This is a genomic window from Aggregatibacter segnis, from assembly GCF_003130075.1.
Lineage (GTDB): Bacteria > Pseudomonadota > Gammaproteobacteria > Enterobacterales > Pasteurellaceae > Aggregatibacter > Aggregatibacter segnis_A.
Genome location: NZ_NRCW01000002.1, coordinates 300344 through 312553 on the forward strand (window position 1 = coordinate 300344; position 12210 = coordinate 312553).

The 12210-nt window shown below is 40.5% G+C and carries 11 protein-coding genes and 1 riboswitch; of the genes, 5 read left to right on the top strand and 6 right to left on the bottom strand.

Annotated features, from left to right (window positions below; genetic code table 11):
• Positions 1-840 (top strand): NADPH-dependent 7-cyano-7-deazaguanine reductase QueF, encoded by an 840-nt coding sequence (gene queF, locus DK415_RS03315; RefSeq protein WP_109432453.1) that lies wholly within the window; start codon positions 1-3, stop codon positions 838-840.
• A gap of 58 nt (positions 841-898) precedes the next feature.
• Here the strand turns inward: queF and DK415_RS03320 are convergent, their stop codons facing one another.
• The 5 genes from DK415_RS03320 to DK415_RS03340 all read right to left on the bottom strand — a co-directional run bounded on the left by DK415_RS03320 (position 899) and on the right by DK415_RS03340 (position 5654).
• Positions 899-1435 (bottom strand): elongation factor P hydroxylase, encoded by a 537-nt coding sequence (locus DK415_RS03320; protein WP_109432454.1) that lies wholly within the window; start codon positions 1433-1435, stop codon positions 899-901.
• Between the two features lie 82 nt (positions 1436-1517).
• Positions 1518-3452, bottom strand: coding sequence for an ATP-dependent zinc metalloprotease FtsH (gene ftsH / locus DK415_RS03325; RefSeq protein WP_109432455.1), 1935 nt, complete (start codon positions 3450-3452; stop codon positions 1518-1520).
• 115 nt (positions 3453-3567) lie between these two features.
• Complete coding sequence (gene rlmE / locus DK415_RS03330; RefSeq protein WP_006718370.1) at positions 3568-4197, bottom strand: 23S rRNA (uridine(2552)-2'-O)-methyltransferase RlmE; 630 nt, start codon at positions 4195-4197, stop codon at positions 3568-3570.
• 158 nt (positions 4198-4355) lie between these two features.
• Positions 4356-5192: a formyltetrahydrofolate deformylase gene (gene purU / locus DK415_RS03335; protein WP_109432456.1), complete on the bottom strand. Its 837-nt coding sequence runs from the start codon at positions 5190-5192 to the stop codon at positions 4356-4358.
• Positions 5193-5255: 63 nt separating this feature from the next.
• On the bottom strand, positions 5256-5654 hold the full coding sequence (locus DK415_RS03340) for an H-NS family histone-like protein (protein WP_109432457.1): 399 nt from the start codon (positions 5652-5654) through the stop codon (positions 5256-5258).
• Positions 5655-5813: 159 nt separating this feature from the next.
• A riboswitch (Lysine riboswitch) is annotated at positions 5814-5987 on the top strand.
• Between the two features lie 95 nt (positions 5988-6082).
• Here DK415_RS03340 and DK415_RS03345 point away from each other — a divergent pair.
• The 4 genes from DK415_RS03345 to cra all read left to right on the top strand — a co-directional run bounded on the left by DK415_RS03345 (position 6083) and on the right by cra (position 11402).
• Positions 6083-7615, top strand: coding sequence for a Na+/H+ antiporter NhaC family protein (locus DK415_RS03345; protein ID WP_109432458.1), 1533 nt, complete (start codon positions 6083-6085; stop codon positions 7613-7615).
• Positions 7616-7927: 312 nt separating this feature from the next.
• Positions 7928-9646: an acetolactate synthase 3 large subunit gene (locus tag DK415_RS03350; protein WP_109432459.1), complete on the top strand. Its 1719-nt coding sequence runs from the start codon at positions 7928-7930 to the stop codon at positions 9644-9646.
• Positions 9646-10137 (top strand): acetolactate synthase small subunit, encoded by a 492-nt coding sequence (ilvN, locus tag DK415_RS03355; protein ID WP_109432460.1) that lies wholly within the window; start codon positions 9646-9648, stop codon positions 10135-10137. The genes DK415_RS03350 and ilvN overlap by 1 nt, the downstream gene beginning before the upstream one ends.
• A gap of 275 nt (positions 10138-10412) precedes the next feature.
• Positions 10413-11402: a catabolite repressor/activator gene (cra, locus tag DK415_RS03360; protein ID WP_109432461.1), complete on the top strand. Its 990-nt coding sequence runs from the start codon at positions 10413-10415 to the stop codon at positions 11400-11402.
• Here the strand turns inward: cra and DK415_RS03365 are convergent.
• The gene (locus DK415_RS03365) at positions 11386-12108 is read right to left on the bottom strand and encodes a SanA/YdcF family protein (protein ID WP_109432462.1); all 723 of its coding nucleotides are present in this window, start codon (positions 12106-12108) and stop codon (positions 11386-11388) included. The genes cra and DK415_RS03365 overlap by 17 nt on opposite strands.
• Positions 12109-12210: the final 102 nt, after the last annotated feature.

Sequence of the window (12210 nt, forward strand, 5' to 3'; positions counted from 1 at the left end):
ATGCATTATCAAGATCCCAGCCTGAACGCCTTAAAACTCGGTCAGCAAACTCAATATGCGGAAAAATATGACCGCACTTTATTACAACCGGTTCCACGCCATCTCAATCGCGACACGTTGGGCATTACACAAACGCAGCCCTTTTCCATCGGTGCCGATATTTGGACTGCATATGAAATTTCATGGCTCAACCTCAAAGGCGTGCCACAAGTGGCTATCGCCGATGTACAAATTGATTTTCGCAGTGAAAATTTAATCGAATCGAAAAGTTTTAAACTCTATTTAAACAGTTTTAACCAAACAAAATTTGCTGATCCGTCCGAAGTACAGCACATTTTGCAACAGGATTTACAAGATTGCGCCAAAGGCAAAGTCAAGGTGCAATTAAATTCGCTGGCAGACTATACGGCACAGCCTATTGTTGCCCTATCAGGCGAATGTATTGATGAGTTAGATATTGAAATTCAGGATTATGCATTTAACGCTGACTTGCTGAAAAATTGTACTGGGGATAATGTGGTCGAAGAGACTTTAGTTAGCCATTTGCTCAAATCCAACTGCCTTATTACCCAACAGCCGGATTGGGGGAGCTTGCAGATTCATTATGTAGGTAAACAAATTAATCGTGAGCAGTTATTACGCTACATTATTTCTTTCCGTCAACATAACGAATTCCACGAGCAATGCGTTGAGCGTATTTTCTGTGACCTCATGCAATATGCAAAACCGGAAAAGCTGACGGTATATGCGCGCTATACTCGTCGAGGTGGATTAGATATCAATCCATATCGCTCAAACTTTGAAGCGTTGCCACAAAACCTGCGATTAGCACGACAATAAACATCAAGTGCGGTCACAAAATTTGTTAGATTTTATGACCGCACTTTTACGTTCTAAACTAAATTCTTGTCACATCAAATTTCGTTAGATCAATACCGTCTTCCGTGCCGTAAAACTTAACTAATGCTTGTCGCAAAGTTTCAGCCCGTTTTGGTAAACCTTTTTCCGCATAGAGCTTCACTTGTTCATAGACCGCCTGTTTGAATGGTTGAGTATCTCCAGGTTGCCCATTGAGATTATCAGCGCTAGCAAAATAACGAAAACCGGCAGAGGTTGCCAAAATCCATTCTAATGCTTGCGGTTTGACTTCCACTTTTTCAAATAAACGTTGTTGCTCTTCGCTACGTCCATCAGGTTCATACCAATAGCCAAAATCTTCTAATTTACGGCGTTCTTTACCGGCAACCAACCAGTGGGCGATTTCATGTAATCCACTGCTGTAAAAACCACGCGCAAAATAAATGGCATTGTAAGGGCAATCCTCATTTGCAGGAACATACAATGGCTCATCCCCGCCTTTGACTAATTTGGTGTTGTATTCTTGTTCAAAACATTGATTAAAAATATGAATTAAATCTTCGATATGATGTTCCATTTTGACTCCAAAAAATAAACCCGCTTAAAGAAGCGGGTTGCAATAATAAAGCCTTTGCGGCGAACCGAAAAGGCTTTTTTGTTTAGTTATCAGAGGAGGCAGAATCGTCGTTTTTTTCTACCGCACTTTCAACCTGTTGAGTCTCTGCTGCTTTAGGCTCTTCAGCTTTTGGCTGTTGAGGCTCAGCGCTATTAGTGCCCTTCGGTTCTTCCCAGCCAGCTGGTGGTGTAACCGGTTGGCGATTCATCAACTGTTTAATTTGCTCTTCTTCAATGGTTTCATATTTTACTAATGCATCTTTCATGGCGTGTAAAATATCCATATTGTCGATCAGAATTTGTCTCGCACGTTCATAGTTACGACTCACAATCGCACGCACTTCCTCATCGATCACATGCGCAGTTTCATCAGACATGTGTTTTGCTTTCGCCATGGAACGTCCCAAGAACACTTCCCCGTCATCCTCAGTGTAAAGAATCGGGCCAAGTTTATCGGAGAAACCCCATTGGGTAACCATGTTACGAGCAATATTAGTTGCCACTTTAATATCGTTAGAAGCACCTGTCGAAATATTTTCTTCGCCGTAAATCAAGTCTTCTGCTAAACGCCCTGCATACAACGTAGAAAGTTTACTTTCCAATTGTTTTTGACTGATGCTCACTTGGTCGCCTTCCGGTAAGAAGAACGTTACACCTAAAGCACGTCCGCGTGGAATAATTGTTACTTTATGCACTGGATCGTGTTCCGGCACCAAATAACCGACAATGGCATGACCCGCTTCATGATATGCAGTCGACTCTTTTTGCTTATCGGTCATGATCATAGTGCGGCGTTCAGGTCCCATGTTGATTTTGTCTTTGGCTTTTTCAAACTCAACCATCGTAACGATACGTTTATTGGTACGTGCAGCAAATAACGCTGCTTCATTCACCAAGTTTGCCAAATCCGCACCGGAATAACCCGGCGTACCACGCGCAAGGGTCATTGCATCAACATCCGGCCCAACAGGCACTTTTCGCATGTGAACTTTAAGAATTTGCTCACGACCTTTCACATCAGGCAATCCAACCACAACTTGACGGTCGAAACGTCCCGGGCGGGTTAATGCAGGGTCGAGAACATCAGGACGGTTAGTTGCAGCAATCACGATAACGCCTTCATTACCTTCAAATCCATCCATTTCAACCAACATTTGGTTCAAGGTTTGCTCACGTTCATCATGACCACCACCAAGCCCAGCACCACGTTGGCGACCAACGGCATCGATTTCATCGATAAAAATCAAACAAGGCGCATTTTTCTTCGCTTGTTCAAACATATCGCGCACACGAGAAGCCCCGACCCCCACAAACATTTCAACAAAGTCAGAACCGGAAATCGTGAAGAAAGGCACTTTCGCTTCACCGGCAATCGCTTTTGCCAATAACGTTTTACCGGTACCTGGAGGCCCCACCATTAAAATCCCTTTTGGAATTTTACCGCCTAAATTTTGGAATTTTTTCGGTTCACGTAAGAAGTCAACGATTTCAGCCACTTCTTCTTTTGCTTCATCACAACCGGCTACATCGGCAAAAGTGGTTTTGATTTGCTCTTGTGTCATCATACGCGCGCGGCTTTTACCAAAGCTCATGGCTTTACCGCCACCGCCTTGCATTTGACGCATGAAGAAAACCCAGACGCCGATTAATAACAACATCGGGAACCAAGCAATCAAGATTTGAGATAATAATCCTCTTCTTTCCGGAGGTGTGCCTTCTACTTTGACTTTTTTATTTAATAAATCATTCAGTAAGTTTTTATCTTCTAAAGGAATGACTGTCGTATATCTAGAACCGTCTGCTTTGGTAACTAAAATTTCATTGTCTTCAAACTTAGCCTGACGCACCTGACTATTTTCAACATCAGTAATAAAAGTTGTATAGTCCGTTACACTGCCGGTAGAAGTCGAATTAAAACTTTGATATGCCGTCATCATGACAACAGCAACAACAACCCAAAGAATTAAATTTTTTACCATATCGTTCAAGGCATTACCCCATACTTATAAAGTTAATAAAATGTTGCAAGGTTACTATATTTGTTTCGAAAGTTAAAGTTATCAAATTGATTGTCTTTCTTTGTTACTTAACCCATTAAAACTTATAGCCACTTGCAACGATATAAACTTCCCGAGAGCGATCTCGAGAGGCCTCAGGTTTCCGAACTTTTACTACACTAAAGAGAGAACGAATCTCTTTTAAGTATTCATCAAAACCTTCACCCTGAAAAACTTTTACAACAAAACTGCCTTTGTTTGCCAACACCTGTTTGCACATATCCAATGCAAGCTCGACCAAATACATTGCACGTGGAATATCCACTGATGGCATTCCACTGAAATTAGGCGCCATATCAGACATCACCACATCGACTTTTTCTTCACCAACGCGTTCTAGCAAAGTACTCAGGACATTTTCATCGCGGAAATCCCCTTGTAGGAAATCAACCCCTACAATGGGATCCATCTCCAAAATATCGCATGCGATAACGCGTCCATTCCGACCAATTTGGCTGACGACATACTGCGACCAACCCCCCGGAGCGGCACCAAGATCGACCACTGTCATACCCGGTTTAAATAAACGGTCTGTTTGCTGGATTTCATCAAGTTTGAAATATGCACGGGAACGCAGTTTTTGTTTATGCGCTTTTTGTACAAAAGGATCTTTAAAATGTTCGTTTAACCAGCGAGTAGAACTCGCTGAGCGTTTTTTCTTGCCCATAACCTGTCTTATATTTTGTAATGTCGTTGTATATGAAGGCTTAAGCTTTACTTTTCAAGCCTTAAATCATCATTAATAAAAAATCCACCTTTCCTCGATTTTTGGCGGAAAGGTGGCTTAAATCAGAATGGTGCTTATTGTAGCAATTAAAGTGCGGTCTATAAAACGATCGTTTTATTTTTATAAACGAAAATACGATCGTGCAATGCCAAATCTAAAGCTCGGCTCAATACTGTTTTTTCTACATCACGACCGGCTTTCATCATGGCTTCCGCGCTATAAGTATGGTCAATATTGATCACATTCTGCATAATAATCGGTCCTTGATCCAACTCATTATTAATAAAATGCGCTGTTGCACCAATAATTTTCACGCCGCGTTCATAAGCCTGTTGATAAGGTTTCGCACCAATAAATGCCGGTAAGAATGAGTGGTGAATATTAATAACTCGATTAGGATAACGAGCCACAAATTTTGGATTTAGCACGCGCATATATTTTGCAAGCACAATGTAATCCGGTGCAAATTCGTCAATTTTTTCAGCGAGCAACTGATCGTGTTCTTCACGGGTTAAATCTTGATGACTAATGCAGAAAAACGGTACATCAAAACGCTCTGCCAACGTACGCAATGAATCATGATTTCCAATCACCGCAGCAATCTCTACATCAAGACCACCATAGTAATTTTTCATCAAAATATCACCTAAACAATGCGCCTCTTTCGTCACTAAAATCACAATTCGTTTACGTTTTGCACTGATGAGACGGCAATTTGTCCCTTCAGGTAAACTCAGTGCCAAATCGGCCAACAAGGTTTCTTCATTAAAAATCCCTTGTAGTTCCGTGCGCATAAAAAAATGTTTGGTTTCAAAATCAACAAATTCATTATTATGCACAATATTTAATTGATGCTTATAACAAATATTTGTGATCTTAGAAATAAGTCCTTTATCATCAGGACAATCCGTCAATAATATTTTATTTTCAACCATATTATCCTCTTAATAAAAAAGAAACCCATAAAAATGGGCTTCTCTCGATAATTAAAAATAGTATTAAATTTCAAAATCGGATAAAGATTGACCTTTATCTAATTTTATTTGAATCGCTTTTGGCGTACGACCTTGACCTGTCCAAGTTTTTGTCACGCCATTTTCATCAACATACTGATACTTTGCAGGGCGTGCTTCTCGCTTCTTACGAGGAACTTCCGCACCTAAAATCTCAGCTAATTCATCGACGGTAATACCTTCTTTTTTCAATAAATCTTTATATTTAGCAATGCGTTCTTGACGCTCTTTTTCCTCTTGTTGAATTTTCAAGAGTTCTTCTCTTTTTTCAGAAATAACCAGTTGTAACTTTTCTAAAATACTTTCTAATAATTCCAAAGATTCATTTTTGGCAAGTACGCGTAAACTACGAATATTTGTTAAAACCTTTAACACTTCAGTCATTAAATTTACCTCCGATATCCGTTACTAATATAAAACCGTGGGTTATCATAAACAAATAAATATCCCAGGTAAACAGAATTTATTAAATTTATTTATCACACAAAATGCCATTTCCTTATTGGCATTTCTCTTTTTTTATTGTAGTCTTGTGGTGTCCTATACATACGTAGAGGTGCAAACGTTATAAGTATATTTTCAGAGTGGATAACGATGAAGAAAATGGAAAGGAACGTTTGCCGAAATCAGTTAAAAGTCGTTTTAACTGGTTGGTGGCGTCTTCGAAAGAACCGTCACTGTCATAGTCAATAACAACTATGGAGCGCTACTGGTTAGGTTAGGTCTTTATTTACCTACCGTTTTAAATCATTTCTGATTATTCTAAATATTTAAAGTCAGTGGTTCTCCCTTAATTTTAGGTAGAACAACATATGGAACTCATCGATTATTCATCGTCAATTTGGTCAATACTTCCTCCTTTACTTGCGTTGCTATTAGCGATTGTTACGCGTAAAGTTATCCTTTCTTTAAGTGTCGGTATTCTGGTCGGTGCCGCCATGTTGACGAACTTTGAACCGCTGAATACCTTAGTGTATTTAAAAAATAATATTTCTTCCCTTTTCATTACTGAAGACGGTTTGAATAGCAACAACATTAACATTCTGCTTTTCTTATTATTGCTTGGCATTTTGACCGCACTTTTAAGCATGTCCGGTAGTAATCGTGCTTTTGCTGAATGGGCGCAAAAACACATTAAAGATCGCCGTGGTGCAAAATTAGTTGCCGCAGCACTAGTTTTCATTACCTTTATTGATGACTATTTCCACAGTTTAGCCGTCGGTGCAATTGCTCGTCCAATTACCGATAAATTCAAAGTGTCTCGCGCTAAATTAGCTTATATTCTCGACTCTACTGCCGCGCCGATGTGTGTACTTATGCCTGTGTCCAGCTGGGGAGCATACATTATTACGTTAATCGCAGGCTTATTTGCAACCTACTCACTCACCGGCTATACCCCAATTGGCGCATTTATGGCGATGAGTGCTATGAACTTTTATGCCATTTTCTCCATTTTAATGGTGTTCTTTGTTGCCTATTTCTCTTTTGATATTGGCTCGATGGCACAACATGAAAAACTTGCGTTGGAAGCTGAAAATACAGAAGAAGAACAACTCTCTGACATAAAAGGCCATGTACGTAATCTTGTACTACCGATTTTAACCTTAATTATCGTGACCGTTTCCGCAATGATGTATACCGGTAACGAAGCTTTAGCGGCGGATGAAAAACCTTTCTCCATCTTAGGAGCATTTGAAAATACCACCGTTGGCGTGTCATTAGTTACTGGTGGTTTAAGTGCGGTATTAATTGCTTCACTTTGTATTTTTGCCGATCGTTTGGTGAATGTCTCCGAATATATCAAAGCATGGGGCGTAGGTATGAAATCCATGTCCGGCGCGATTCTCATTTTATTCTTCGCATGGACCATTAATAATGTAGTAAGCGATGTGAAAACCGGTGCTTATTTAGCCTCTTTAGTTTCCGATACATTGCCACTTGCTTTATTACCTGCGCTCTTATTTATTTTGGCATCCGTCATGGCATTCTCCACGGGCACCAGCTGGGGAACCTTCGGTATTATGTTGCCAATCGCCGCTGCGATTGCTTCTCACGCGATGCCGGGCTCTGTGGAATTTATGTTGCCTTGCTTATCCGCCGTTATGGCAGGCGCAGTTTGCGGTGACCACTGTTCACCGGTATCCGATACGACAATCTTGTCTTCCACTGGGGCAAAATGTGATCACATGGATCACGTTACCTCACAGTTGCCTTATGCTCTTACCGTGGCAACCGCAACTATTGCGGGCTATATCGTTGTCGGTTTCACCTATTCCGGCCTACTTGGTTTTATCACCACAGGTGCTGTACTTGCCTTACTCGTGTTTATCTTTAAAAAACGCTAAATTGTGATCTAGCGCACAAAATCAAAACAAAAAATATAATTTTGTTAAATTTATAAAATGCGGCATAAAGTCGCATTTTTTATAATTAAAATAAAAATAATTTTATAAAACACCAAAATTAAAACTTTAAAAGAATTTTATACTGATAAATCCAGAAAAATTTCATTTTCCCATCAAATTTTAAATAGACAACTCAGCTGCTTTCCATTACAAATAATTCCATCCCCTACAAAGTACCCACATTTACATTGCCCATGTAAAAGTGCGGTCAAAAAAATCAGTGTTTTTAAGACAACATATTAAGAGGTGAAAATGAAAAAATTATCGGGAGCAGAAATGGTCGTTCAATCCTTGCGTGATCAAGGTGTTGAATTTTTATTTGGTTATCCGGGTGGGGCAGTTTTAGACATCTATGACGCCATTCATACCCTAGGCGGTATTGAACATATTTTAGTGCGTCACGAACAAGCGGCAGTTCATATGGCAGACGGCTATGCACGTGCCACGGGCAAGGTAGGCTGTGTTTTAGTTACCTCCGGCCCTGGTGCCACCAATGCTATTACCGGCATTGCTACCGCATATGCGGATTCTATTCCGTTAGTGGTGCTTTCCGGACAAGTACCATCGGGGTTAATTGGTAGTGATGCCTTCCAAGAATGCGACATGGTGGGGATTTCCCGTCCGGTCGTAAAACACAGTTTTTTAGTTAAAAACCCGGAAGACATTCCGACCATCATTAAGAAAGCCTTTTATATTGCCTCTACCGGTCGTCCAGGTCCAGTCGTGATTGATTTACCGAAAGACATACTCAATCCGTTGAACAAATTTGCCTACACTTATCCGGAAGAAGTCACTTTGCGTTCTTACAGTCCAACGGTACAAGGTCACAAAGGGCAAATCAAAAAAGCATTAAAAGCCTTATTGGTGGCAAAAAAACCGGTACTTTTCGTGGGCGGTGGTGTAATTTCGGCCAACTGTCACGATGCCTTAACACGTTTTGCTAAGCAGTTAAATTTGCCGGTCACCTCTTCTCTTATGGGCTTAGGTGCTTTCCCGGGCACGGATAAACAATTCCTTGGTATGCTCGGTATGCACGGCACTTATGAAGCCAACACCGCCATGCATAACAGTGACTTGATTTTAGGTATCGGCGTTCGCTTTGACGATCGCACCACCAATAATCTCGCGAAATATTGCCCGAATGCGAAAGTGATTCATGTGGATGTGGATCCCACCTCCATTTCCAAAACCGTACTGGTGGCGATTCCCATTGTAGGCAGCGCAGAAAGCGTATTAGAGGAATTTTTATCGTTATTGGAAGATGAAAATCTTGCTAAATCCCAATCTGATTTAACTGATTGGTGGAAAGAAATCGAACAATGGAAAGCAGAAAAATGCCTCGATTTCGATCGCAACAGTGGCGTTATCAAACCACAGCAAGTGCTTGAAACGATTTATCGCCTAACCAAGGGGAATGCCTATGTGGCATCTGATGTAGGACAACACCAAATGTTCGCCGCCTTACACTATCCGTTCGACAAACCACGTCGTTGGATCAACTCGGGAGGGCTCGGCACCATGGGGTTCGGCTTGCCTGCTGCGCTTGGTGTAAAACTTGCCGATCCGAAAGCGATGGTAGTTTGTATTACCGGTGACGGCAGCATTCAAATGAACATTCAAGAGCTTTCTACCGCCAAACAGTATGATATTCCTATCGTCGTCATTTGTTTGAACAACCATTTCCTCGGCATGGTGAAACAATGGCAGGATTTAATTTATTCCGGCCGCCATTCGCAAACTTACATGAATTCGTTGCCGGATTTTGTGAAATTAGCAGAAGCCTACGATCATGTAGGTATTCAAATCGCCAAACCGGAAGAACTGGAAGAAAAACTCAAACAAGCGTTCAGCATTAAAAATAAACTGGTCTTTGTTGACGTCAACGTTGATGCCAACGAACACGTTTACCCAATGCAAGTGCGTGGCGGCGCTATGAATGAAATGATTTTGACTAAACCGGAGAATGCATAATGCGTAGAATTTTATCAGTATTACTCGAAAATGAATCAGGCGCGTTATCCCGTGTCGTCGCCTTATTCTCACAACGTGCTTTCAATATTGAAAGCCTTACCGTAGCACCAACAGACGATCCGACATTATCCCGTATGACTATCGAAACCTACGGCGATGAACAAGTGTTAGAACAAATTGAAAAGCAATTGCACAAATTGGTGGACGTGTTCAAAGTGATTAATTTGAGCGACTGTGAACACGTTGAGCGTGAAGTGATGTTAATTAAAGTACGTGCACAAGGTGCAGCGAGAGAAGAACTGAAACGTTTGACGGATATTTTCCGTGCACAAATTGTAGACGTCACCACGAAGTCTTACATCATCCAACTCACCGGCACCAAAGACAAACTGGACGCCTTCGTGAGCACTCTAAAAGAAGAAGCCGTTGTCATCGAAATCGTCCGCTCCGGTTTGGTGAGTTTACCGCGTGGCGAAAAGGGCTATTTGTAGTCGATAAAGAAGCATCAAGTGCGGTCAAAATTCGTTGTAAATTTTGACCGCACTTTTTATTTAATTTTTTAAATACGCAAGAGCAAAGCAAATCCCACTTAACAGTTTGATAAGCTTATTTCCAACCAATCCCAACATATTTTGAACATATAAACAATTTTGTGATATGCGTACCATTTTTAATAAAATGAGATGCTATAATTTGTGTAGTTACATACAAAATTTGTGCAATTTAATCAATCTACGATCTATTTCTGACATTTTAAGGAGTTAATGTGAAATTAGATGAAATCGCCAAGTTGGCGGGCGTTTCTTGCACAACGGTGAGCTACGTTGTGAATGGAAAAGCTAAACAATATCGCGTAAGCGATAGCACGATAGCCAAAGTGCAGGCGCTGATTAAACAATATGATTTCAAACCCAATGCTATGGCAGCAAGCCTGCGGGTGGGAAAAAGCAAAACCATCGGTTTAATTATTCCGGATTTTGAAAATATCAGTTACGCCAAAATCGCGAACAAATTAGAAAACCGTTTGCGGGAAAAAGGATATCAGCTGTTAATTTCTTGTTCGAATGATCACATTGAGAATGAACAAAATTGCGTAAGACATTTATTACAACGTCAAATTGATGCGTTGATTGTCTCTTCAGCTCTGCCCTATGACACGGATTTTTATCAAAATGCCGATGTACCAATTATTGGTTTTGATCGCCGTATTCAATCACCGAACGTGATGAATGTGTTAACTGATGATGAAGGCGATGCATACCGCTTAGCCGAGGAATTTCTCAAGTTACCAAATCAACAACAAGTGTTGTTCTTTGGGGCATTGCCTGAACTACCTACCAGCAAGGAACGTAAGCAGGGTTTTCGCAAAGCACTGAAAGATAGAGCGGTAAAAGTTGATTATTTATATACAGATAAATTTCATAAAAACAATGCGACAAATACGTTTGCACAATGGTTATCAGAACAAGAGGAGTTGCCGACAACCATTTTTACCACTTCATTTACGCTATTAGAAGGCGTGATGTTGGTATTATTACAACGTTTTGGCCATGTGCCTCATCACTTAACGATTGCAACCTTTGGTCATTTTGAAATGTTGGAATTATTAGAGAATCCGGTGATTTGTAGCGTGCAAGATTACGATAAAATATCGCAATCACTATTGAACTTGGCGTTTAATGCCATTTCGAAAAAACATAAAACAACAGTAAATAGCACGCCTTTAAGTCGTAAAGTGATTAAGTACCACTGTTAGCATCCGTCACATCGGGAATCGTCACTGGTGGGGGCAAAGGTTCCGGCGCCCCCAAAAAGTGCGGTTCCCTTTCCATTAATAAATCCCACACAGCCTGCAAGCGGGCAAAAAATTCTCGTACTCGCACTTTTGTGTAACCTTGTGGATAATCAGCAACAAAACAAATGGCATCAATATTGTGGAATTTCGCAATAAACAAGGCTCGTTCGCAGTGGAATTTTTGAGAAATGATTGTAAGAGAATGCGCTTTAAACACTTGATCGGCACGAACCACGGAATCCAACGTGCGAAAACCGGCGAAATCCAGATAAATAAACTCTTGTGGCACGCCCATTTTTTTCAAATCTTTTAACATGGTTCGCGGTTCATTGTATTGCAACGTACGGTTATCACCACTTAACAATAAATAATCTACTTTTCTTTTTTCAAACAAACGTTGAGCCGTCAATAAGCGATTGTAATAAAAGAGATTCAGAGTGTTATCAGAGAAATACTTTGACGTGCCAAGCACCAATCCATAAGGACGATTTGGTACTTTTTCGATGTCGTAGTAGATGTCATTACGCACATAGTATCCAATGGTCTGATCAACAATCACCAACAAAATCGCAAAAAAAGCCATAAATAACGCCATGTAACGGGAAAGCCGTTTCATGTGTGTTAACATAAAAAATGCTTGTAACTTTTCTTTTAAATTCAATTTCATTGGCTGTGTTATCAGAAAAAATTGTTACTCAACATAATGAAAAAAAGCGTTGAATTCAAGTGGAATTTCGTTATTTATAGCCTTAAAAACTTCCGGATGTTT

Excerpts from the sequence above, each read along its gene's own strand:
- queF (WP_109432453.1), top strand. The coding sequence starts at position 1 with ATGCATTATCAAGATCCCAGCCTGAACGCCTTAAAACTCGGTCAGCAA.
- DK415_RS03320 (WP_109432454.1), bottom strand. The coding sequence starts at position 1,435 with ATGGAACATCATATCGAAGATTTAATTCATATTTTTAATCAATGTTTT.
- ftsH (WP_109432455.1), bottom strand. The coding sequence starts at position 3,452 with ATGGTAAAAAATTTAATTCTTTGGGTTGTTGTTGCTGTTGTCATGATG.
- rlmE (WP_006718370.1), bottom strand. The coding sequence starts at position 4,197 with ATGGGCAAGAAAAAACGCTCAGCGAGTTCTACTCGCTGGTTAAACGAA.
- purU (WP_109432456.1), bottom strand. The coding sequence starts at position 5,192 with ATGGTTGAAAATAAAATATTATTGACGGATTGTCCTGATGATAAAGGA.
- DK415_RS03340 (WP_109432457.1), bottom strand. The coding sequence starts at position 5,654 with ATGACTGAAGTGTTAAAGGTTTTAACAAATATTCGTAGTTTACGCGTA.
- DK415_RS03345 (WP_109432458.1), top strand. The coding sequence starts at position 6,083 with ATGGAACTCATCGATTATTCATCGTCAATTTGGTCAATACTTCCTCCT.
- DK415_RS03350 (WP_109432459.1), top strand. The coding sequence starts at position 7,928 with ATGAAAAAATTATCGGGAGCAGAAATGGTCGTTCAATCCTTGCGTGAT.
- ilvN (WP_109432460.1), top strand. The coding sequence starts at position 9,646 with ATGCGTAGAATTTTATCAGTATTACTCGAAAATGAATCAGGCGCGTTA.
- DK415_RS03365 (WP_109432462.1), bottom strand. The coding sequence starts at position 12,108 with ATGAAATTGAATTTAAAAGAAAAGTTACAAGCATTTTTTATGTTAACA.